We start from the raw sequence: 20,330 nt of genomic DNA, 5'->3' as shown, positions 1-20,330 counted from the left end.
GTTCCTTTCGGTCTGGCCTGGGGTCAGGCGTGGAGAACAAGTCCGCGGGCGCGGAACACGGGTTCGGGCACCGGGCCGTGGGCCACGGTCTCGGCGAAGGCGAGGGTCTCGCGCACGACCTGCTGGCGGTCGTTGTCGATGCTGATCATGTGGTAGCTGTTGTTCAGGACCACGGTGCGCAGCGAGGCGCAGCGCAGCCCGCGCACCAGCAGGTCGAGGTTGGACAGGCTGGCCACCTCGTCCTCGCGCGCATGCAGCGCCAGCACCTGCTCGCACTGCACGTCATTCAGGCGCCGCCGCACGTGGCGGATCAGCCGGTCGTGCTCGCGCAGGTGACCCACGCCGATCACCGCGCTGCCGGCGCGCGAGACCTGGCGATGCCGCAGCTCGCGCTCGATCCAGGTGCGCACGCGCTCATTCTTCACGCCGTAGGGCGGGCGCTCGCGGTACTGCCAGAGGCGACCCAGCGGCGTGTAGAAAGCCAGCGGCAGCAGGAAGCGCGTGCGCGGCACGGCCCAGCCGTCGAAGCGCAGCGTGGTCGACATGAGCACCAGCGCGTCCACCTCGCGCCCGCAGCGGATGGCGCCGCCCAGGGCCAGCGAGGCGCCGGCCGAGATGCCGACCAGCATCACGCGGTCGTGCGTGCGCCGCAGCGCCTTCACGTGCGCCTCGAGGGTGTCGAGCCAGCGCTCGAAGGGCACGGCCTGCTGCAGCGGCGCGGCGGCGTCGAACGAGTAGCCGGCGATGCTCAGCGGCTGCACCGCATACCCGTGGCGCTGCAGGGTCGATTGCACGGTCAGCAGCTCGTCAGGCGTGCTGCATAAACCATGCAGCAGAACCACCGCGGTGCGCTGCACGGCGGGGGACACGAGGCTCAAGGGATCGGAGGGATCGCGTGCACTCATCGGAAGGTGTGTCGTATGCTCATGTCGCGTTTATCGCGGTGAGCGACTGACCGGCCGCTGACGCGTCCATCGCCAGGGCAGACCCACAAATCACCCACCACTCATTCACTCACCATGCGAATCCTGCTTGTGGAAGATGACACCGTGCTGCGCGACGTGATGCTGCGCAGCCTCGCCGACGCGGGCCACCGGGTCGACGTGTCGACCAACGTCGAAGATGCCGACCACCTGTGGCGCGTGCAGCCCTTCGATGCCGTGCTGCTCGACCTCAACCTGCCCGCCACCGCCAGCCCCACCAGCGGCCTGGCGAGCGGCCTCATGGCCTTGCGACAGGCGCGTGCGCGCGGCGACCGCACGCCGGTGCTCGTGCTCACGGCGCGCGGGCGCACCGAAGAACGCATCGCCGGGCTCGACGCCGGCGCCGACGACTACCTGGGCAAGCCCTTCGACCTCGCCGAGGTGGAGGCACGGCTGCGTGCATTGGTGCGGCGCGCCAAGGGCACCGAAGACATCGTGGTGCTCGGCCAGCTCAAGCTCGACCGCAAGGCGCGGCGCTTCGCGGTCGCGAACGCACCGCTCGACCTGCCGGCGCGCGAGTTCGAGGTGCTGTGGGAACTCATGAGCCCGCCGGGCCGCACCGTGAGCAAGCGGGCGCTGTCGGACAAGCTCTCGGGTTTCGACGAATCGCTGGGCGACAACGCGCTCGAGGCCTTCATCTCGCGCCTGCGCAAGAAGCTGCTCGGCTCGGGCGCGGGCATCCGCACGCTGCGCGGCATCGGCTACCTGCTCGAAGCCGAGGTGTGAGGCCGCCCGTGAGCGAGGCCATCCCACCGGTCACGCGCACTGCACCTTCGCTCACGCGGCGCGTGCTGCGCAACGTGCTGGTGCCGCTGGCGCTGACCTGGATGGCCGGTGCGGTGATCGCACTCGTCATCGCCAACTATTTTTCGGAACAGGCCTTCGACCGCGGCATGCTCGACGACGCCTATGCGTTGTCGGCCAACGTGCAGGCCGGCGAACGCGGCATCGAGCTGCTGCTCACGCCGCGCGAGGTGGCGACCGTGCTGTTCGACCAGACCGACAAGGTCTACTTCTCGGTGCAGCGGCTCGACGGCACGCTCATCTCCGGCAGGGGCGACCTGAAGGCGCCGTTGCCCGACGAAGGTTCGCGCTACCGTTTTTCTGACATCGACTACGACGGCAATGTGCTGCGTGCCGTCGTGCTCGATCATGACGCCGAGCCCGGCCTGCACATGCCCTACCGCGTGATCGTGGCCCAGACCACGCTGAGCCGCGCCGCCCTGGTGCAGCGGCTGCTGTTCTATGCCATGGCGCCGCAGGTGCTGCTGCTCGTGCTGCTGGCCGTGTGGCTCTGGCATGGCATCCGACGCGATCTGCGACCGCTCGGCGAGCTACAGCGTGCACTCGACACCCGCGACGTGCGCGACCTCTCGCCAGTGGCCGTGGCGCAGACCTCGAAAGAATTGCAGCGCCTCGGCGATGCCGTCAATGCGCTGTTCGACCGGCTGCGCCACAGCGTGCGCGCGCAGCGCGAGTTCGTGGGCAACGTGGCGCACGAGTTGCGCACGCCGCTCGCCGGCATTCGCGCGCTGGCCGAGTACGGGCTCGCACAGCACGACACCGAGGTGTGGCGCGAGCAGCTCACGCGCGTGTCCGAACGGCAGGCGCGTGCGAGTCACCTGATCGACCAGCTGCTGGCGCTGGCATTGGCCGACGAGGCGCGCACCGACCTGCAGCGCACGCCCGTGTCGCTCGACATGCTGGCCGAGCAGACCGTGCTGCGCCACCTGGCGCGCGCCGACGCGCGCGGTGTCGATCTGGGTGCGCGCGGCCTCGACGACGGCGTGACGGTGCTTGCGAACGAAGCGCTGGTGGAGGGCATCCTCGACAACCTGATCGACAACGCACTGCGCTACGGCGGCCGCACCATCACCGTCGAACTCGCGGGTCGCACGCTGAGCGTGATCGACGACGGACCCGGCATTCCGCTCGAGGCGCAGCGCGACCTCATGCAGCGCTGGGCGCAAGGGCCCGCGGGCCAGAAGCTGGGGCAGGGCGCGGGGTTGGGGCTGTCGATCGTGGCGCGCTATGCCGAGCTGTTGGGGGCCGAGCTGCGGCTCGACGCCGCGGAGCCCACCGGCTTGCGCGTGAGCGTGACCTTCGGGGATGACGCCTGACCGTTCACGCGCTTGTCAGTGGCTTGCGCAGATAGACGCGTGTGCGCCCGTCGAGGGATTCGCGCCGGAACTCGACATAGCCGATGCGCTGGTAGAGCGCGAGGTTCTCGGTCATCTTCTCGTTCGTGAACAGGTAGATCGATGCGTGGCCCTGGCGCAGTGCTTCGCGCTCGGCCAGTTCGAGCAAGGCGCGACCCGCGCCGCTGCCCTGGCGGTCGGGGTGGACCGCGATCACGTCGATGAGGAAGCCTTCGTCGGTGACGTCGAGCAGCAGCGCCGCGCCGATCTGCGAACCCGTGCACTCGGCCACCCACACCTGCAGATGGGCGATGGCCTGCGCATAGTCGCGCGTCATCGGCCGCGGCGTGAGGCCCAGGCGCGCGATGTAGGTGCGGAAGGCTTCGACGGCGCACGTGGTGACGGCCGCCACGTCGGCGGCGGTGGCGCGGCGCAGGTGCCAGGATGCAGCGTTGTCGCTCACGCGTCGAACTCGACCTCGCCCTCGATCTCCACCGGGATGCCGAAAGGCAGCTCGGCCATGCCCACGGCGCTGCGCGCATGCGCGCCGACCTCGGGACCGAAGAGCTCGAGGATCAGGTCGGAAAACCCGTTGATGACCGCCGGCTGCTGCTGAAAGCCGGGTGCCGAAGCGACCATGCCGAACACGCGCGTCCATGCGGTGATGCGGTCCAGGTCGCCGAGCGCGCGCTGCAGGCTGCCGAGCATCGCGAGCCCGGTGAGGCGCGCGGCGGTGTAGCCCTGCTCGACGGTCAGTTCGGCACCGAGTTTTCCGAGCGGAGCGGCGATGCGGCCGTCGGCATCCAGCGGGCCATGGCCCGAGACGATCGCGCGCCGGCCGATGAGGCGGACGAACTGGAAGGGGAGGATGACGCCGGGTGGTGGCGTGACCGGTGGGGGCAGCACGAGGCCGAGTGCTCCGAGCCGTTGTTCGATGCGGGCCATGGCGTTGCGCTCCTGCAGGCGGACGTTGATGAAGAGGTCCGCCGCATCTTGCCATGGCCCTCAGGGGCTGCCGTGGGCTCAGCCCAGCGCCGGATAGTCCGTATACCCCTTCACCCCACCCCCATACATCGTCGCCTTGTCGAGCTCGTTGAGCGGCGCGTGCTCGCGCAGGCGGCGCACCAGGTCGGGGTTCGAGATGAAGGGCTTGCCGAAGGCCACGAGGTCGTCGCCTTCCTTCACGGCTTCTTCGGCCAGGGGGCGGTCGTAGCCGTTGTTGACCATCCAGGCGGCCTTGCCGCCGGCGGCGCGGTAGGCGGCCTTGAGGGCTTCGTAGTCGAAGGGGCGGTCGGCGATTTCGCGCGGGCCGCCGGTGGCGCCTTCGATGATGTGGATGTAGGCCAGGTTCAGCGGCGCGAGCTGCTGCACGACGTAGGTGAACAGCGGCTGCGGGTCGCTGTCGTGCGCGTCGTTGGCGGGTGTGACGGGCGACAGGCGGATGCCGGTCTTGCCGCCGCCGACGGCGTCGACCACGGCGCGCGTGGACTCCAGCAGCAGGCGCGCGCGGTTCTTGATGGAGCCGCCGTAGTCGTCGGTGCGCTTGTTGCTGCCGTCTTTCAGGAACTGGTCGAGCAGGTAGCCGTTGGCGCCGTGCAGCTCGACGCCGTCGAAGCCTGCGGTCTCGACGGCGTTGCGTGCGGCCGCGGCATAGGCGTGGACGATGCCGGGCAGTTCGGCCGCGTCGAGCGCGCGCGGCTCGGACGTTTCAACGAAGGTGGGCACGCCGTCCTTGATGAGCACGGTCTTGGTCTTGGCGGTGATGGCCGAGGGCGCGACGGGCTTGCCGCCACCGGGTTGCAGTTCGGTGTGCGAGACGCGGCCCACGTGCCACAGCTGCACGACGATCTTGCCGCCCTCGGCGTGCACGGCGTCGGTCACGCGCTTCCAGGCGTCGAGTTGCTCGGTGCCGTAGAGGCCGGGCACGTCGGCGTAGCCTTGGCCCTGGTGGCTGATGGCGGTGGCTTCGGTGATGAGCAGGCCGGCGCTGGCGCGCTGGGCGTAGTAGGTGGCGGCGATGTTGGGCGGGATCGCGTTGGGCGAGCGGTTGCGCGTGAGCGGCGCCATCACGATGCGGTTGGCGAGCTGGAGGTCGCCGGCCTGGACGGGGTCGAAAAGGGTGGACATCGTGGATTGAGGGGGCAGAGTTGAAACAGGCGCAAGGCTAAGCCGCCCGTCTCAACCCTGCTGTCGCACGGTTGTCCCGATTGGTGCTAAGGAAGCAGCCGCGCCAGCAGCGCCGGGCTCACGCGCACGGGCAGCGCCAGCAGGATCTGCCCCATGCCCTTGCCGAGCGGGTCGTTGCGCAGCGAGGCCATGCCGCCGCCGCCCAGCGCCTGTTCGCAGACGAAGTTGAAGGCGTGGATGCCGGGCACCTCGTGGCGCGTGACGCGGCCCTGCACCAGGTGCGCGAGCCATGCGGCCACGCGGGCCTCGGTGAGCTGCGCGCGCAGCAGCGGCAGCAGCTCGGGATGGCGCGCGACGACGCCGATGTTCGAGGTGTCGCCCTTGTCGCCGCTGCGGGCCCACGCGAGGCGGATCAGCGGGACCTCGATGGCGTCGTCGCCGGGCGTGGCGAGGGGCCGTGCATCGTTGGTGTGCACCGCAGGCGGGTCGTCGCTGGTGGCGTGCGCCGCGGGCACATCGACGGCCTGCCCATCGACACGCACTTGCGGGCTCACGCGCGCCTTGTCGAGCAGGAACGCGTACCGCCGGATCGACGGCGACACCGAGGCGCGCCCGCCGCCCGCGCCCGTGGTGCCGGGCGCCCACGAGGTGCCGGCCGGCGCGACCTCGCGCGCGAACAGCTCCAGCGCGTCCTTGCGCGGATGCGTCACGGCGAGCCGCAGCACGGCCTCGCGGATCTGCAGCGCCTGTGTCTGCGCGTGCGGGCCGTAGCAGGACTCGGCGCCGAGCACTTCGAGCTGCGTGCCGCTGTAGGGCCCGAGGCCCTGTTGTGCGAAGAGGGCGCCGGTGCGCGCGAGGATCGCTTCGCCGGTGCGCCGCGCCTTGGCCACCGCGTCGAAGCCGACGATCGTGAGCTGCGCCGCGGTCTTGAAGCCGTCGACATACGTGGCGCAGACCTTGTAGCGGCCGGTGGGTGCGCGGCCGCGCGCGCCGTGCACGCGCACGCGGTGTTCGCCCGCCTGTTCGATGCGAACCTGCGTGAAGTCGGCCACCACGTCGGGCAGCAGGTAGGCGGCAGGGTCGCCGATTTCGTAGAGCATCTGCTCGCCAACCACGGCGGGCGTGAGCTTGCCGCCGGTGCCCGCGGGCTTGGTGACGACGAAGCTGCCGTCGGCGGCGCATTCGACGATGGGGTAGCCGATGTTCGGCCAGTCGGGCACGGTGTCCCAGTCGGTGTGCAGGCCGCCGGTGGCCTGGCAGCCGCACTCGATGATGTGGCCCGCGAGGCTGCCCGCGGCGAGCAGGTCGTGGTCGCCGGGCTGCCATTGGAATTCGTGCATCAGCACGCCGAGCGTGACGGCCGAGTCGACGCAGCGGCCGGTGATGACGACCTGCGCGCCCGCGTCGAGCGCGGCCTGGACCGGGCGCGCGCCCAGGTAGGCATTGGCGCTGAGCACGCGCTCGGGCAGCGGCGCGCCGCTCTGCAGTTCGCGCACGGGCGGTTGCGAGGCGCGCAGTTCGGGCAGCAGCGGCGACACGTCGTCGCCGCTGACCACGGCGATCTTCAGCGTGATGCCTTGCTCGGCGGCCAGTGCCGCGAGCGCATCGGCGCAGCCTTGCGGGTTGACGCCGCCCGCGTTGCTCACGACGCGGATGCCCTGTTTCACGACGTCTTTCAGCACGGCCTTCATCGCGACCGCCACGAAGTCGGTCGCGTAGCCCAGCTCGGGCTTCTTGAGCCGTGCGCCCGCGAGGATCGACATGGTGAGCTCGGCGAGGTAGTCGAACACGAGGTAGTCGATCTGCCCGCTGGCCACGAGCTGCGGCGCGCCCACGCTGCTGTCGCCCCAGAAGCCGGAGGCGCCGCCGATGCGGACGACGCGGCCGTTGTGTTTGTTGCTGTTCATCGGCCGCTCCATTGCGGCTTGCGCTTCTCGCGGAAGGCGAGCTGGCCTTCGGCCGCGTCTTCGGTGAGCGCGAACAGGCCGATCTGGCTTTCGGTGAAGGCCATCGATTCCTCGAAGGCCATGGCCTCGATCTTCTTCATCGTGTACAGGCCGCGGCGGATGGCGGCGGGCGACTTGTCGAGCAGGCGGCCCAGCAGCCAGTCGACGCTCTCGTCGACGTCGTCGCTCACGCGGTTGACGAGCTTCAGCTCGAGCGCCTGCGCGGCGTCGATCGGTTCGCCGGTGATGCACATCTCGGCCAGCACGCGGCGCGGCAGCAGGCCGCCGAGCACGCTGAGCACCTGCGCGGGAAACACGCCGACCTTCACCTCGGGCAGGCCGAACACGGCCTGGCGGCTGGCCACGGCCATGTCGCACATCGCCATGAGGCCCATGCCGCCCGCCATGCAGGCGCCGTTGACGCGCGCGATCAGCGGCACGGTCGATTGCCGCGCCTGGCGAAAGAGGTTGGCCATGCCCTGGTAGGGCGCGGCGTAGTCGAACTTGAAGGAGGTGCCGCTTTGCAGGTCGGCGCCGGCGCAGAAGGCGCGCGTGCCGGCGCCGGTGAGGACCACGGCGCGCACGGCGGTGTCGCGGTTGGCGCGGGCCAGCGCATCGGACAGGCCCTCGAGCACGGCCGCGTTGATGGCGTTGCGGCGTTCCTGGCGATCGATGGTGAGCCACATGACGGGCCCGCGCATCTCTTCGCGCAGCTCGACAGGGGACGGGGAAGAAGAAGGGGGAGGGGATTCGGACATGGGCGGCTCGGCTTCCTGGTGACGGATGCCGTAGCGTCGCCCGAAAAAAAAGCCGCGGCATGCGGCTTGTGGCTGCGGTGATCCGGGTTTTCCCTGTGGTGACTCGGATCGTCGCTGGCGTCGCGTTCTGCGCGCTTTTGCTTACTTCAGCAGGCCTTCGGCCTTCATCGCTTCCTGAACGGCGGGGCGGGCAGCCACGCGGGCGTGCCAGGCCAGCACGTTGGGGAAGTCCGAGATGTCCACGCCGGTGGGCTTGGTCCAGTTGGTCACGGTGAACAGGTAGCCGTCGGCCACGCTGAAATGCTCGCCCATCAGGTACTGCTTGGCGGCGAGTTCGCCGTCGAGCCACTGGAAGCGGGCCTTGAGCTTGTCCTTGGAGATGGACTTGGCTTCCTCGGGCATGGCCGGGTTGAACAGCGGGCTGAAGCCCTTGTGCATCTCAGTGCCGATGAAGGTCAGCCACTCCTGCAGGCGGTAGCGCGGCATGGTGCCGTTGGCGGGTGCGAGGTTCTTGGTGGGCGCGAGGTCGGCAATGTATTGCACGATGGCCGGGCCTTCGCGCAGGCGGGTGCCGTCGTCGAGCTCGAGCATCGGCACGTAGCCCAGCGGGTTGATGCCGTAGTAGTCGGTGCCGTCCTGCAGCTTGTGGCTCTTGGTGCTGGCCAGCACGGGCTCGAAGGCGATGCCCGCTTCGTGCAGCGCGATGTGGGGGGAGAGCGAGCAGGCGCCGGGCGAGTAGTACAGCTTCATTCGAAAAAACTCCAATGGATAGAAGGAAAAGATCTGTGCGACCGCAGGGGATGCTAGCGGGTTTGGCCGCATCGCGTTTTTGTCCTACGGCGGCTCGCGCGCGCCGACTATCGGGCGGCACGGTGGGCCTTCCTACAGTCCGGACACGGCGGCGCATGCCCGCTGCAAAGCAACCAAGGAGTGGTTCACCATGCTCAAGTACGCGATCATTTTTGCGGTCATCTCGCTCGTGGCGGGTCTGCTGGGCTTCGGCGGCGTGGCGGCCGGCGCGGCGGGCATCGCCAAGCTGCTGTTCGGCCTGTTCCTCGTGCTGGCGGTGCTGTTCGTGGTGCTGGCCGCACTCGGCGTGGGCGCGGTGAAGAAGGCGCTCGATTGACCGCCTTGCCCCATGCCATGCACCTGTCGCACGTCGACCTGCGCCTGGACTACGAGGTGGACGCCCCGGCGCACCTGCGGCTGAACATCGAGGCCGCGCGCACGGGCGCGCAGGCGGTGCTGGCCGAGACGCTCACCATCGCGCCGCCCGCGCGGCTGCGGGTGGGCTGCGAGGCTGACAGCGGCAACCGCTTCGTGCGTTTCGACGCGGCGCCCGGGCCGCTGACCATCGCCTACCGCGCGACGGTGCGGCGCCCGGTGGTGCATGTGCCGGCCACCTTGCCCGAGGTGCCGGTGAGCCAGCTGCCCGACGCGGTGCTGGGCGACCTGCTGCCCACGCGCTACTGCGAGTCGGACCTGCTGGCGCGCTGCGCGCAGCAGCTCTTCGGCGACCTGCCGCCGGGCATCGGCCGCGTGCAGGCGATTGCCGACTGGATCCACGACAGCATCGTCTACGTGCCGGGCAGCAGCGACTCGACCACCACCGCGCGCGAGGTGTTCGTGCAGCGCGCGGGCGTGTGCCGCGACTTCGCGCACCTGGGCATCACCTTCTGCCGCGCGCTCAACATCCCGGCGCGGCTGGTGGTGGGTTATGTGTGGTTCGACGAACCGCCGCAGGACTTCCATGCCGTGTTCGAAGCCTGGCTCGGCGGGCAGTGGGTGCTGTTCGATCCGACGCGCATGGCGCCCGTCGACCGGCTGGTGCGCGTGGGCACGGGGCGCGACGCGAAGGACGTGGCCTTCTCCACGATCTTCGGCGCGGTGCGCATGACCGACAAGAAGCTCGCCGTGCGCGAATTGCAGGACGAGCGGGCCATTGCGCCGCGCACGCCGGCACCCAGCGGCGAGCTGCGGGGCATCGAGAAGCCCGAACCGGTGCTCTGACCCTCCAAGTGACCGCCCGACGCGGGTTGTTTGCTATTAAATATATAGCAAACTGCGCAATGCCGACAAGGCTCCAGGCCGATTTTGGCGCGGCTCCCTAGCTTGTCCACACAGGGGTTGCGGCAGGGCATCGCCGCTTAAAATTAGTGCCCTTTTTTGCGCCGCGCACGCGTCTGTGGTGCGCCCCCTTTTCCAATGCTGTACCCCGAAGAATTCGATGTGATCGTCGTCGGCGGTGGCCATGCCGGCACCGAAGCCGCGCTCGCTTCCGCACGCATGGGCGCCAAGACGCTGCTGCTCTCCCACAACATCGAGACGCTGGGGCAGATGAGCTGCAACCCGTCGATCGGCGGCATCGGCAAGGGCCACCTCGTGAAGGAGGTCGACGCGCTCGGCGGCGCGATGGCCATTGCCACGGACGAGGCGGGCATCCAGTTCCGCATCCTCAATTCGAGCAAGGGCCCGGCCGTGCGCGCCACGCGGGCGCAGGCCGACCGTGTGCTGTACAAGGCCGCGATCCGCCACCGCCTGGAAAACCAGCCGAACCTCAGTCTGTTCCAGCAAGCCGTCGACGACCTGATGATCGAGGGCGACCGCGTGGTCGGTGCCGTCACGCAGGTGGGCATTGCCTTCCGCGCGCGCACCGTGGTGCTGACCGCGGGCACGTTCCTCGACGGCCGCATCCACGTCGGCCTCGACAACTACCAGGCCGGCCGCGCGGGCGACCCGCCGGCCATCAGCCTGTCGGCGCGCCTGAAGGAACTCAAGCTGCCGCAGGGCCGCCTGAAGACCGGCACACCGCCGCGTCTGGACGGCCGCAGCATCGACTTCTCGAAGTGCACCGAACAACCCGGCGACGGCATGCCCGGCGGGGCAGGGCCGATGCCGGTGTTCAGCTTCATGGGCAAGGTCGAGATGCACCCGCAGCAGATGCCGTGCTGGGTGACGCACACCAACCAGCGCACGCACGACATCATCCGCTCGGGCTTCGACCGCAGCCCGATGTTCACTGGCAAGATCGACGGCGTCGGTCCGCGCTACTGCCCGAGCGTCGAAGACAAGATCAACCGCTTCGCCGACAAAGACAGCCACCAGATCTTTCTGGAGCCCGAAGGCCTGACGACCAACGAGTACTACCCGAACGGAATCTCGACCAGCCTGCCGTTCGACATCCAGTACCAGCTGGTGCGTTCGATGCCGGGCCTGGAAAACGCCCACATCCTGCGCCCGGGCTACGCCATCGAGTACGACTACTTCGATCCGCGCGAGCTCAAGAGCAGCTTCGAGACCCGTGCGATCCGCGGCCTGTTCTTTGCCGGACAGATCAACGGCACCACCGGCTACGAAGAGGCGGCGGCCCAGGGCCTGTTCGCCGGCATCAATGCCGCGTTGCAGTGCCGGGGCGAAGACGCCTGGCTGCCGCGCCGCGACGAGGCCTACCTGGGTGTGCTGGTCGACGACCTGATCACCAAGGGTGTGACCGAGCCGTACCGCATGTTCACCAGCCGCGCCGAGTTCCGGCTGCAGCTGCGCGAGGACAATGCCGACATGCGCCTGACCGAAGCAGGGCGCAAGCTGGGCCTCGTGGACGACGCGCGCTGGGACGCTTTCAGCCGCAAGCGCGACGCTGTTTCACGTGAAACAGAGCGGCTCAAGTCGATCTGGGTGAACCCGCGCAACCTGCCGGCGACCGAGTCGGCCCGGGTGCTGGGCAAAGCCATCGAGCACGAATACAACCTGGCCGACCTGCTGCGCCGGCCCGACGTGAACTACGAAACCCTGATGTCGCTGGACGGCGGCAAGTACGGTCCGTCGTCGGCGCTGAGCGCTTCCGAGATCGAGCAGATCGAGATCTCGGCCAAGTACTCCGGCTACATCGAGCGCCAGCACGACGAAGTGGAGCGCGCCGCCCACTTCGAGAACCTGAAGCTGCCCGCCGATTTCGACTACGGCCAGGTCAAGGCCCTGAGCTTCGAGGTGCGCCAGAAGCTGGACAAGCACCGGCCCGAAACGCTGGGGCTGGCATCGCGCATCTCGGGCGTGACGCCCGCCGCGATCTCGCTGCTGATGATTCACCTGCGCAAGGGCGGGCACAAGGCCTTCGCCCGCGATGCCGCCGAGACCGCCGCGACCACAGAAACCACCGAAGCTGCTGCCACCGAGCCGCACACCGCACCATGAGCGCGACGCCCCTCGACACGCTGCGCGCAGGCGCAGCCGCCCTGGGCGTGGCCCTGTCCGACACGCAGGGCGAACAGCTGCTGGCCTACGGCACGCTGATGCTCAAGTGGAACAAGGTCTACAACCTGACGGCCGTGCGCGACCCGGCCGGCGTCATGACGCACCACCTGCTCGACAGCCTCGCGGCCGTCGCACCGCTGCAGCGCGAGTGGGCAGGGAAGGGCAGGCTGCTCGACGTCGGCTCCGGCGGTGGTCTTCCGGGCGTGGTGATCGCCATCATGCGGCCCGACATCGAGGTCAGCTGCCTCGATGCCGTCGCCAAGAAAGCCGCCTTCGTGCAGCAGGTGGCGGCCGAACTGGAGCTGCCGAACCTGCGCGGCTTGCATGCGCGGGTCGAATCGCTGGCCGGCAGCTACGAGGTGATCAGCTCGCGCGCCTTCGCGTCGCTGCCCGATTTCTTCAATGGCTCGGTGCACCTGCTGGCACCGGGCGGTGTCTGGCTGGCCATGAAGGGCAAGGTGCCGACCGACGAACTGGCCGCCTTGCCGGCCGGCGTCGCAGTGTTTCACGTGGAACAACTGACGGTGCCGGGCCTGGACGCCGAGCGCTGCATCGTCTGGGCGCGCAAAGAGGCCGCCTGATTTCGTAAAAGATGCGACGGCGCCGGCAAAAGCCGGTGCCGGAGCAATCTTCCCGGCGCTGGCCTGCCTTAGACTCGAAGCCTCCCCCTGGCTCTCTTTTTCGAGGCAAATTCCATGTTCGGCATCGCTGACTACGGCGCATTCGTCGCCGCCATCGTCCTGTTCCTTCTGATTCCCGGTCCGGGCAATCTGGCGCTGATCACTTCGACCAGCAAAGGCGGCATTCGCGGCGGCCTGGCAGCGACCTTCGGCGTGATTCTGGGAGACCAGGTCCTGATGTGGGCAGCGGTGGCGGGCGTGTCGGCCGTGCTGGCTGCTTACCCGGCCGCCTTCAAGGCCGTGCAGTGGCTGGGCGCCGCCTACCTGGCGTGGCTCGGCCTCAAGATGCTCTTGGCCAAGCCCGGCGCGGCACCGATCCTGAACATCCGCCCGAGCCATTTCCTGCGCCAGGCGCTGACGATCACCTTGCTGAACCCCAAGGCGATCGTGTTCTACATGGCCTTCTTCCCGCTGTTCGTCGATCCGGCGCGCCACCAGGGTGTCATCACCTTCGGCGCCATGGCCGTGACCATCGCCGCGCTGACCTTCCTGTACGGCCTGACCTCGACGCTGCTCACGCACTTCCTGGCCGAGCGCATCCGCGCCAATCCCCGCATCTCGGCCACGCTCGAAAAGCTGGCCGGCACCTTCCTGATTGCCTTCGGCATCAAGCTCGCGATCTCGCGCTGACCGACCCCGACGACCCGCACTGACGACACATGGCCAAGATTTTCTGCATCGCCAACCAGAAGGGCGGCGTCGGCAAGACCACCACCACCGTCAATCTCGCCGCCGGCCTGGCCAAGGTGGGCCAGCGTGTGCTGATGATCGACCTCGACCCCCAGGGCAACGCCACCATGGGTTCGGGCATCGACAAGCGCCAGCTGGAGCTCACGGTGTACGACGTGCTGCTCGAATCGGCCTCGGTGGCCGAGGCGCGGGTGAAGTCCGACAAGCTCGTGGAGGCCGAAGCCAGCTACGACGTGCTGGGTGCCAACCGTGAGCTGGCCGGCGCCGAAGTCGAAATGGTGGCGCTCGACCGCCGCGAAAAACGCCTGCGCACCGCGCTGGCCGCGGTCGGCGCCGAGTACGACTTCGTGCTGATCGACTGCCCGCCGAGCCTGAGCCTGCTCACGCTCAACGGTCTGTGCGCGGCCCACGGCGTGATCGTGCCGATGCAGTGCGAGTACTTCGCGCTCGAAGGGCTCACGGACCTGGTCAACACCATCAAGCAGGTGCACGCCAACCTCAACAAGAACCTGCAGATCATCGGCCTGCTGCGCGTGATGTTCGATCCGCGCATCACGCTGCAGCAGCAGGTGAGCGAGCAGCTCAAGTCCCACTTCGGCGACAAGGTGTTCGACACCGTGATCCCGCGCAATGTGCGCCTGGCCGAAGCGCCGAGCTACGGCCTGCCGGGCGTGGTGTTCGACCCGTCCGCCCGCGGCAGCCAGGCCTTCATCGCCTTCGCGGAAGAGCTGGTCGCCAAGATGCCGCCCGCGAGCGCCTTCGCCTCGGGCGCGGTGGCACCGCCGGTCACGCCCCCGCCGCGCGTGGTGCCCGACCTGCCGATTCCTGACGATGTGCTGGCCGCTGCGCCTTCTGCTTCCGTCGCCGATACCGATCAAAACCCCGTCTGATGCTCGCCCGATGGGCGGCAGGCGCTATCAAGTTCGTAGCAACCAGCCATGAGTGAACCCCGCATCCTGCTGCTGCCCGGATGGCAGAACAGCGGCCCCGGCCATTGGCAGACCCGCTGGGAGTCGGTCTACGGCGACCACCGCGTCGACCAGCACGAATGGATGCGCCCGCTGCGCGGCGACTGGTCGATCCGCCTCGAAGAAGAAGTGCTGGCCGCGCCGGGCCAAGTGGTGCTGGCTGCCCACAGCCTCGGCTGCATCCTCACCGCCGCCTGGGCGGCCCACTCGCGCAACACGCACAAGGTGCGCGGCGCGCTGCTGGTGGCGCCCGGCGACCTGGAGCGCGACGACCTGCGCCAACTGATTCCCGGCTGGGCACCCATCGTGCGCCAGCCGCTGCCGTTCCCGGCCGTGCTCATCGCGGCCAACGACGACCCGTACTGCGAAGCCTCGCGCTCGAAGCAGCTGGCCCGCGACTGGGGCGCACGCTTCATCGATGCCGGCACCGGCGGCCACCTGAACGCCGAATCCGGCCTGGGCGACTGGCCCGAAGGCCGGAAACTCCTGAACGACCTCTCGAAAGACACGCACTGATGGCGACCAAGAAACCCAAGGGCCTGGGCCGCGGCCTCGAAGCGCTGCTCGGCCCGACGGCCGCACCCTCCGCCGATCCGCTCGGCAATGGCGGCGACCGCGCCACGGAAGAGGGCGGCGCCCCGCAGAACCCCAACACCCTGAAGCTCGACCAGATGGTGGCCGGCGTCTACCAGCCGCGCACCCGCATGGACGAGGGCGCGCTCTACGAGCTGGCCGAGAGCATCAAGGTGCAGGGCATCATGCAGCCGATCCTGGTGCGCCGGCTCGACGCCGAGTCGGCCGCGGCCAAGAACGCCGAGTACGAAATCATCGCGGGCGAGCGGCGCTTCCGTGCCGCCCGGCTCGCGGGCCTCGATACCGTGCCGGTGCTGGTGCGCGACGTGCCCAACGAGGCCGCGGCGGCCATGTCGCTCATCGAGAACATCCAGCGTGAAGACCTCAACCCGCTGGAAGAGGCCCAAGGCCTGCAACGCCTGGTGACCGAGTTTGGGCTCACTCACGAAATGGCGGCCCAGGCCGTGGGCCGTTCGCGCAGTGCCGCCAGCAACCTGCTGCGCCTGCTGAACCTCGCCGAGCCCGCGCAGCTGATGCTGATGGCCGGCGACATCGACATGGGCCACGCGCGCGCGCTGCTGTCGCTCGACCGCGGCACGCAGATCACCGCCGCCAACCAGATCGCCGCCAAGAAGATGTCGGTGCGCGAGGCCGAGGCGTTGGTGAAGAAGCTCGCGGCCGAGTTCACGCTCACGCCCTCGCGGCGCGGCAATGCCGGCGAGAAGTCGCGCGACCTGCAGCGCGTGGAAGAAGAGCTGGCCGACCTGCTCACGGCCGAGGTCGAGGTGCGCATCAAGAAGCGCACGAAGCGCGGCGAAAGCGGCGAGCTGGCGATCCACTTCGGCTCCATCGAGGCGCTCAACGGACTCATCGAGCGCATCCGCCGAACGGCCTAGTTCGGCTTGCGTTGCGAAGACGGACCCCTGCGTTCGTTTGATTGATTCCTGCAATCCTTTGCGCGTATCCTCGATCGCGGTTTTTCTTTCAGCCCTGCAAGACCACCACCATCGAAACGAGGGAGTCGACCATGCCGTTCTTCGCCACCAAGTTCCCGCTCGCCGCAGTCGCCGTCGGCGCACTGCTGCTCACGGGCTGCGCCACCACCGACATGCAGATGGGCAGCCAGTCGGCCAAGACCATGGCCACCGGCAGCGCCGCCGGCGGTGCCACCTCGGGCGAGAGCAGCCAGCTCGAGCGCTGCGAATCGCCGCTCGGGACTGTCTCGCTGGTCGAGAACGTCAACGCCGGCTGGTACACCATCCTCACGGGCGAGTACCGCCTGCCGCCTACTGCAAATCTGTTGCGTTTGCTGGTGCAGCAATCGAACTGCTTCATCGTGGTCGAGCGCGGCGCGGCCGGCATGAACGCGATGACGCGTGAACGCGCGCTGCAGCAGTCGGGCGAGATGCGCGGCGGCAGCAACTTCGGCCGCGGCCAGATGGTGGCATCCGACTATGGCCTGTCGCCCGAGATCGTGTTCAGCAACAGCGATGCCGGCGGCATCGGTGGTGCGCTCGGCGGCCTCGTGGGCGGTGGCCGTGGCCGCGCCATCGCGGCCGTCGGCGGCAGTCTGCAGACCAAGGAAGCCAGCGCGCTGTTGACGCTCATCGACAACCGCTCGGGCGTGCAGGTGGCTGCTGCCGAAGGCAGCGCCTCCAAGACCGACTTCGGCGCCTTCGGTGGCCTGGCCGGCCGCAGCGGCGCCGGTGGCCTCGGCGGCTACACCAACACGGCGCAGGGCAAGGTGATTGCCGCAGCCTTCATGGACGCCTTCAACCAGATGGTTCGTTCGCTGCGCAACTACAAGGCGCAGACGGTGCGCGGCCAGGGCCTGGGCGGCGGTGGCCGCTTGGGTGTCGATGGGGGCGCTGCGCCTTCGCAGACCTACGTGCCGCCGGAGCCGGCACCGGCACGTCGCCGCAGGTAAGAACAAAACGCGGGCCTTCGGGCCACGAAAAAGCCCGGCGCTCTTGCGAGCCGCCGGGCTTTTTCATTGATGCGTGATCGCGAGGGATCAGAGGCTGAAGATCTTGCCCGGGTTCATGATGTTCTTCGGATCGAGCGCGCGCTTGATCGTGCGCATCATGTCGATCGCGCCCACGCCGGCTTCGGTCACCAGGAAGTCCATCTTGTGCAGCCCCACGCCGTGCTCGCCCGTGCAGGTGCCTTCGAGGGCCAGCGCGCGGCTCACCAGCGCATGGTTCAGTTCTTCGGCCTTCACGCGCTCTTCGGGGATGTTCGGATCGAGCAGGTAGCCGAAGTGGAAGTTGCCGTCGCCCACGTGGCCGACGAGGAAGTAGGGGATGCCGCTGGCATCGGCTTCGGCCACCGAGTCGAGCAGGCAATCGGCCAGGCGCGAGATCGGCACGCAGGTGTCGGTCGAGATCACGCGGCAGCCCGGGCGCGACTGCACGGCCGCGAAGTAGCTGTTGTGCCGCGCGGTCCACAGGCGCGTGCGTTCTTCCGGCGTGCTGGCCCATTCGAAGGCGTTGCCGCCGTGGCCGCTCGCGAGTTCCTGCACCGTCTCGGCCTGCTCCTTCACGCCGGCGGGCGAGCCGTGGAATTCCATCAGCAGCATCGGCTCTTCGCGCAGGTTGAGCTTGGCGTAGGCGTTCACCATGCGCACCGTGTTCACGTCGATGAGCTCCACGCGCGCGATCGGCACGCCCAGCTGGATCGTCTCGATGGTGGTGCGCACCGCGGCCTCGATGCTCGGGAACGAGCAGATCGCCGCCGACACCGCCTCGGGCAGCGGGTAGATGCGCAGCGTGACCTCGGTGACCACGCCCAGCGTGCCTTCGCTGCCCACCATGAGGCGCGTGAGGTCATAGCCGGCCGACGACTTCTTCGCGCGCGTGCCCGTGCGGATCACGTCGCCGCTGGCCGTGACCACTTCGAGCGCCAGCACGTTCTCGCGCATCGTGCCGTAGCGCACCGCGTTCGTGCCGCTGGCGCGCGTGGCCGTCATGCCGCCGATGGAGGCGTCGGCGCCCGGGTCGATGGGAAAGAACAGGCCCGTGCTCTTGATCTCTTCGTTGAGCTGCTTGCGCGTGACGCCGGGCTGCACCGTCACCGTGAGGTCGTCGGCGTTGATCGACAGCACCTGGTTCATGCGCGACACGTCGATGCTGATGCCGCCTTGCACCGCGAGCAGGTGGCCTTCGAGCGAAGAACCCACGCCGAAGGGAATGACCGGCACGCTGTGTTCGCTCGCGAGCTTCACGGCATCGGCAACATCCTGCGTGCTTTCGGCGAACACCACGGCCGCGGGTGGCGGTGCGTCGAACGACGACTCGTCGCGCCCGTGCTGCGTGCGCACCGCCATCGCCGTGGAACAGTTGTCGCCGAAGCGCGCCTTCAGCCCGTCGATCAGGGCTGCAGGGACATCGCGCAGATGAAGCGCCGGCATCAGGTGCGAGGTGGAAGTCGGGGCGTTCATCGGGCGTCTCCTGGAGGGGCTGAGGGGGATCGGTCATTTTACGGAGCGCGCACCATAATGCGCTTCGGTAAAAGACATGAACCCCACGACCCTTGCAGCCCTCGCGGCCTTTCCCTCGCAGCTCGAAGCTCACTACGCGGCCATTCCCAAAGCCTTCCGGCATTGGGCGCCGCCTTCGTGGGAGGGCGTGCCCAGCGAGGCCTTCACCGCCATCGAGCAGCTGTGCCATGTGCGCGACATCGAGATCGAGGGCTACCACGTGCGCTTTCGCCGCACGCTCGCCGAAACCCATCCGACGCTCGCATCGATCGACAGCGAGCCGCTGGCCATCGAGCGCCATTACGGCGCGGCCGACCCTGCAGCGGTGCTCGCCGAGTTCCGCCTGGCGCGCGTGCAGACGATGGAAATCATCTCGCAGCTGAGCGACGCACAGCTCGCGCGCACGGCCGTGTTCGAGGGCTACGGCCCGCTCACGATGCGCAGCCTCATCCATTACCTGTGCAGCCACGACCATCAGCATCTGGCCGGACTGCAATGGCTGGCCGGCAAGATCGACGCAGCCGGCCTCACGACCTGAACCGAGAGGAGCGCCCATGGGCAACCGACTTTCCCAGATCGCCACCCGCACCGGCGACGACGGCACCACCGGCCTGGGCGACAACACCCGTGTGCCCAAGGACCACCTGCGCGTGCACGCGATGGGCGACGTGGACGAACTCAACTCGCACATCGGCGTGCTGCTGTGCGAACCGCTGCCAGAGCCCGTGCGCGAGCTGCTGGTCGATGTGCAGCACCAGCTGTTCAACCTCGGCGGCGAACTCTCGATGCCCGGTTTCACGCTGCTCAAGCCCGAAGCGCTGCTGCAGATCGACAACGCGCTGGCCGACCACAACGCCGCCTTGCCGCGTCTGGCCGAATTCATCCTGCCCGCCGGCACGCGCGCCGCTTCGCTCGCGCACGTGTGCCGCACCGTGGCGCGGCGTGCCGAGCGCGCGGTGGTGTCGCTGGGCGCCACCACCGAACTCAACGACGCGCCGCGCCAGTACCTCAACCGGCTCAGCGACCTGCTCTTCGTGCTCGCACGCGTGCTCAACCGCATGAACGGCGGCGACGACGTGTACTGGAAGAGCGAACGCATGGCCCGCGCGGCCGCCGCCGAATCCGAAGACCACTCCCAGGGGACGACGCCATGAAGAAGCTTCACATCACCACCGCATCGCTCGCCGCCATCGCCGCCGCGCTCTGGCTGCCCGTCATCGCGCAGGCGCAGAGCGCCGACAACCCGCCCCAGGCCGAACGCGCCCACACGATCAAGTCGCCCTCGCGCAGCGGCAAGGTGGTGGGCAGCGTGCAGCGCGGCACCAACGCCGCCGGCCGCGGCGTCAACCGCGCCGATGCGGCCACGCGGCGCGGCGTGAGCAACGTGTCGGAAAAAGCCAGCCGGCCCGTGCGTAACGTGGGCGAGTCCTTCGGACGCAAGCTGGCACCGGGCTCGAGTGGGCGCGCGGCGCCACCGCCTGTGGGGCCGCAGGGCAACGCGCCCTGATTCAGCGCTGCTGTTCAGGGCGACGCTCCCGCCGACGGGGAGCCTTGCTCCGCGAATGTCCCCCGGCCTGCGGCCTCCTCCTTGATTTCGCTGCGCAAGGCACCGCATCGGCGTGAGCGTTGGGCGGTGCGGTCGTTGATCGGCCGCACACCAGCGCCGCTTCCCGTGCGCAGGACACTGGGTGCTTCCCGCAGCGAAATCAAGGAGGAGGGCGAAGCCCGGGGGACATTC

General features: G+C 68.9%; 22 protein-coding genes. 14 read left to right on the top strand and 8 right to left on the bottom strand.

Annotation, left to right across the window (positions count from 1 at the left end):
* Nucleotides 1-23 precede the first annotated feature (23 nt).
* On the bottom strand, nucleotides 24-905 hold the full coding sequence (locus AC1RAA_RS19185) for an alpha/beta hydrolase (protein WP_492730039.1): 882 nt from the start codon (nucleotides 903-905) through the stop codon (nucleotides 24-26).
* A 114-nt stretch (nucleotides 906-1,019) separates the two neighbouring features.
* On the opposite strand from AC1RAA_RS19185, the gene AC1RAA_RS19180 reads away from it, so the two are divergent.
* A complete protein-coding gene (locus AC1RAA_RS19180; RefSeq protein WP_492730037.1) occupies nucleotides 1,020-1,709 on the top strand; it encodes a response regulator transcription factor in 690 nt (229 codons plus the stop codon).
* Nucleotides 1,710-1,717: 8 nt separating this feature from the next.
* The gene (locus tag AC1RAA_RS19175; RefSeq protein ID WP_492730035.1) at nucleotides 1,718-3,103 is read left to right on the top strand and encodes a sensor histidine kinase; all 1,386 of its coding nucleotides are present in this window, start codon (nucleotides 1,718-1,720) and stop codon (nucleotides 3,101-3,103) included.
* A gap of 4 nt (nucleotides 3,104-3,107) precedes the next feature.
* On the opposite strand, the gene AC1RAA_RS19170 is transcribed toward AC1RAA_RS19175, so the two are convergent.
* From AC1RAA_RS19170 to gstA, 6 genes are all read right to left on the bottom strand, one after another.
* Nucleotides 3,108-3,584, bottom strand: coding sequence for a GNAT family N-acetyltransferase (locus AC1RAA_RS19170; RefSeq protein ID WP_492730033.1), 477 nt, complete (start codon nucleotides 3,582-3,584; stop codon nucleotides 3,108-3,110).
* Nucleotides 3,581-4,066: a RidA family protein gene (locus AC1RAA_RS19165; RefSeq protein ID WP_492730031.1), complete on the bottom strand. Its 486-nt coding sequence runs from the start codon at nucleotides 4,064-4,066 to the stop codon at nucleotides 3,581-3,583. The genes AC1RAA_RS19170 and AC1RAA_RS19165 overlap by 4 nt, the downstream gene beginning before the upstream one ends.
* 78 nt (nucleotides 4,067-4,144) lie before the next feature.
* Nucleotides 4,145-5,248, bottom strand: coding sequence for an alkene reductase (locus tag AC1RAA_RS19160; RefSeq protein WP_492730029.1), 1,104 nt, complete (start codon nucleotides 5,246-5,248; stop codon nucleotides 4,145-4,147).
* Nucleotides 5,249-5,334: 86 nt separating this feature from the next.
* A complete protein-coding gene (locus AC1RAA_RS19155) occupies nucleotides 5,335-7,155 on the bottom strand; it encodes an acyclic terpene utilization AtuA family protein (RefSeq protein ID WP_492730028.1) in 1,821 nt (606 codons plus the stop codon).
* On the bottom strand, nucleotides 7,152-7,952 hold the full coding sequence (locus AC1RAA_RS19150) for an enoyl-CoA hydratase/isomerase family protein (RefSeq protein ID WP_492730026.1): 801 nt from the start codon (nucleotides 7,950-7,952) through the stop codon (nucleotides 7,152-7,154). Before AC1RAA_RS19150 ends, AC1RAA_RS19155 begins: the two co-directional genes overlap by 4 nt.
* 141 nt (nucleotides 7,953-8,093) lie before the next feature.
* On the bottom strand, nucleotides 8,094-8,702 hold the full coding sequence (gene gstA / locus AC1RAA_RS19145) for a glutathione transferase GstA (RefSeq protein WP_095948432.1): 609 nt from the start codon (nucleotides 8,700-8,702) through the stop codon (nucleotides 8,094-8,096).
* Nucleotides 8,703-8,892: 190 nt separating this feature from the next.
* Between gstA and AC1RAA_RS19140 the strand changes: the two genes are divergently transcribed.
* From AC1RAA_RS19140 to AC1RAA_RS19100, 9 genes are all read left to right on the top strand, one after another.
* The gene (locus tag AC1RAA_RS19140; protein ID WP_013538518.1) at nucleotides 8,893-9,078 is read left to right on the top strand and encodes a DUF1328 family protein; all 186 of its coding nucleotides are present in this window, start codon (nucleotides 8,893-8,895) and stop codon (nucleotides 9,076-9,078) included.
* Nucleotides 9,075-9,962: a transglutaminase-like domain-containing protein gene (locus AC1RAA_RS19135; RefSeq protein WP_492730024.1), complete on the top strand. Its 888-nt coding sequence runs from the start codon at nucleotides 9,075-9,077 to the stop codon at nucleotides 9,960-9,962. Before AC1RAA_RS19140 ends, AC1RAA_RS19135 begins: the two co-directional genes overlap by 4 nt.
* 195 nt (nucleotides 9,963-10,157) lie before the next feature.
* Nucleotides 10,158-12,143, top strand: a complete 1,986-nt coding sequence (mnmG, locus tag AC1RAA_RS19130; protein WP_492730022.1) for a tRNA uridine-5-carboxymethylaminomethyl(34) synthesis enzyme MnmG — start codon at nucleotides 10,158-10,160, stop codon at nucleotides 12,141-12,143.
* Nucleotides 12,140-12,784 (top strand): 16S rRNA (guanine(527)-N(7))-methyltransferase RsmG, encoded by a 645-nt coding sequence (rsmG, locus tag AC1RAA_RS19125; protein ID WP_062473768.1) that lies wholly within the window; start codon nucleotides 12,140-12,142, stop codon nucleotides 12,782-12,784. Before mnmG ends, rsmG begins: the two co-directional genes overlap by 4 nt.
* A 114-nt stretch (nucleotides 12,785-12,898) precedes the next feature.
* Nucleotides 12,899-13,513 carry a LysE family transporter gene (locus AC1RAA_RS19120; RefSeq protein WP_095743039.1) on the top strand — a complete coding sequence of 205 codons (615 nt, stop codon included), beginning with the start codon at nucleotides 12,899-12,901 and terminating at the stop codon, nucleotides 13,511-13,513.
* A gap of 29 nt (nucleotides 13,514-13,542) precedes the next feature.
* Nucleotides 13,543-14,463, top strand: a complete 921-nt coding sequence (locus tag AC1RAA_RS19115; RefSeq protein ID WP_062473764.1) for a ParA family protein — start codon at nucleotides 13,543-13,545, stop codon at nucleotides 14,461-14,463.
* Between the two features lie 48 nt (nucleotides 14,464-14,511).
* On the top strand, nucleotides 14,512-15,057 hold the full coding sequence (locus AC1RAA_RS19110) for an RBBP9/YdeN family alpha/beta hydrolase (RefSeq protein ID WP_095743041.1): 546 nt from the start codon (nucleotides 14,512-14,514) through the stop codon (nucleotides 15,055-15,057).
* Nucleotides 15,057-16,010, top strand: a complete 954-nt coding sequence (locus tag AC1RAA_RS19105; protein WP_062473760.1) for a ParB/RepB/Spo0J family partition protein — start codon at nucleotides 15,057-15,059, stop codon at nucleotides 16,008-16,010. The genes AC1RAA_RS19110 and AC1RAA_RS19105 overlap by 1 nt, the downstream gene beginning before the upstream one ends.
* 131 nt (nucleotides 16,011-16,141) lie before the next feature.
* Nucleotides 16,142-17,041, top strand: coding sequence for a CsgG/HfaB family protein (locus AC1RAA_RS19100; protein ID WP_070061439.1), 900 nt, complete (start codon nucleotides 16,142-16,144; stop codon nucleotides 17,039-17,041).
* Between the two features lie 87 nt (nucleotides 17,042-17,128).
* Here AC1RAA_RS19100 and AC1RAA_RS19095 read toward each other — a convergent pair whose 3' ends face one another.
* Nucleotides 17,129-18,553 carry an FAD-binding oxidoreductase gene (locus AC1RAA_RS19095; protein WP_492730020.1) on the bottom strand — a complete coding sequence of 475 codons (1,425 nt, stop codon included), beginning with the start codon at nucleotides 18,551-18,553 and terminating at the stop codon, nucleotides 17,129-17,131.
* 76 nt (nucleotides 18,554-18,629) lie between these two features.
* Between AC1RAA_RS19095 and AC1RAA_RS19090 the strand changes: the two genes are divergently transcribed.
* From AC1RAA_RS19090 to AC1RAA_RS19080, 3 genes are read left to right on the top strand one after another with little or no spacing between them, the layout of a single operon-like run.
* Entirely contained in the window at nucleotides 18,630-19,130 is a 501-nt protein-coding gene (locus AC1RAA_RS19090) for a DinB family protein (RefSeq protein WP_095743043.1), read from the top strand.
* Between the two features lie 16 nt (nucleotides 19,131-19,146).
* Nucleotides 19,147-19,746 (top strand): cob(I)yrinic acid a,c-diamide adenosyltransferase, encoded by a 600-nt coding sequence (locus AC1RAA_RS19085; protein WP_062473752.1) that lies wholly within the window; start codon nucleotides 19,147-19,149, stop codon nucleotides 19,744-19,746.
* Nucleotides 19,743-20,099: a hypothetical protein gene (locus AC1RAA_RS19080; protein ID WP_492730018.1), complete on the top strand. Its 357-nt coding sequence runs from the start codon at nucleotides 19,743-19,745 to the stop codon at nucleotides 20,097-20,099. Before AC1RAA_RS19085 ends, AC1RAA_RS19080 begins: the two co-directional genes overlap by 4 nt.
* The last annotated feature ends 231 nt before the right edge of the window (nucleotides 20,100-20,330 follow it).

The sequence above is a fragment of the Variovorax sp. GW823-FHT04F07 genome (genome assembly GCF_058795995.1).
Note: the sequence above shows the minus strand (reverse complement) of the source record. Positions and strands in the feature narration are given on the sequence as shown.

What these genes read in the sequence shown, in the direction of transcription:
- AC1RAA_RS19185 (WP_492730039.1), bottom strand. Translation starts at nt 905, where the DNA reads ATGAGTGCACGCGATCCCTCCGATCCCTTGAGCCTCGTGTCCCCCGCC.
- AC1RAA_RS19180 (WP_492730037.1), top strand. Translation starts at nt 1,020, where the DNA reads ATGCGAATCCTGCTTGTGGAAGATGACACCGTGCTGCGCGACGTGATG.
- AC1RAA_RS19165 (WP_492730031.1), bottom strand. Translation starts at nt 4,066, where the DNA reads ATGGCCCGCATCGAACAACGGCTCGGAGCACTCGGCCTCGTGCTGCCC.
- AC1RAA_RS19160 (WP_492730029.1), bottom strand. Translation starts at nt 5,248, where the DNA reads ATGTCCACCCTTTTCGACCCCGTCCAGGCCGGCGACCTCCAGCTCGCC.
- AC1RAA_RS19155 (WP_492730028.1), bottom strand. Translation starts at nt 7,155, where the DNA reads ATGAACAGCAACAAACACAACGGCCGCGTCGTCCGCATCGGCGGCGCC.
- AC1RAA_RS19150 (WP_492730026.1), bottom strand. Translation starts at nt 7,952, where the DNA reads ATGTCCGAATCCCCTCCCCCTTCTTCTTCCCCGTCCCCTGTCGAGCTG.
- gstA (WP_095948432.1), bottom strand. Translation starts at nt 8,702, where the DNA reads ATGAAGCTGTACTACTCGCCCGGCGCCTGCTCGCTCTCCCCCCACATC.
- AC1RAA_RS19140 (WP_013538518.1), top strand. Translation starts at nt 8,893, where the DNA reads ATGCTCAAGTACGCGATCATTTTTGCGGTCATCTCGCTCGTGGCGGGT.
- mnmG (WP_492730022.1), top strand. Translation starts at nt 10,158, where the DNA reads ATGCTGTACCCCGAAGAATTCGATGTGATCGTCGTCGGCGGTGGCCAT.
- rsmG (WP_062473768.1), top strand. Translation starts at nt 12,140, where the DNA reads ATGAGCGCGACGCCCCTCGACACGCTGCGCGCAGGCGCAGCCGCCCTG.
- AC1RAA_RS19120 (WP_095743039.1), top strand. Translation starts at nt 12,899, where the DNA reads ATGTTCGGCATCGCTGACTACGGCGCATTCGTCGCCGCCATCGTCCTG.
- AC1RAA_RS19115 (WP_062473764.1), top strand. Translation starts at nt 13,543, where the DNA reads ATGGCCAAGATTTTCTGCATCGCCAACCAGAAGGGCGGCGTCGGCAAG.
- AC1RAA_RS19110 (WP_095743041.1), top strand. Translation starts at nt 14,512, where the DNA reads ATGAGTGAACCCCGCATCCTGCTGCTGCCCGGATGGCAGAACAGCGGC.
- AC1RAA_RS19105 (WP_062473760.1), top strand. Translation starts at nt 15,057, where the DNA reads ATGGCGACCAAGAAACCCAAGGGCCTGGGCCGCGGCCTCGAAGCGCTG.
- AC1RAA_RS19100 (WP_070061439.1), top strand. Translation starts at nt 16,142, where the DNA reads ATGCCGTTCTTCGCCACCAAGTTCCCGCTCGCCGCAGTCGCCGTCGGC.
- AC1RAA_RS19095 (WP_492730020.1), bottom strand. Translation starts at nt 18,553, where the DNA reads ATGAACGCCCCGACTTCCACCTCGCACCTGATGCCGGCGCTTCATCTG.
- AC1RAA_RS19090 (WP_095743043.1), top strand. Translation starts at nt 18,630, where the DNA reads ATGAACCCCACGACCCTTGCAGCCCTCGCGGCCTTTCCCTCGCAGCTC.
- AC1RAA_RS19085 (WP_062473752.1), top strand. Translation starts at nt 19,147, where the DNA reads ATGGGCAACCGACTTTCCCAGATCGCCACCCGCACCGGCGACGACGGC.
- AC1RAA_RS19080 (WP_492730018.1), top strand. Translation starts at nt 19,743, where the DNA reads ATGAAGAAGCTTCACATCACCACCGCATCGCTCGCCGCCATCGCCGCC.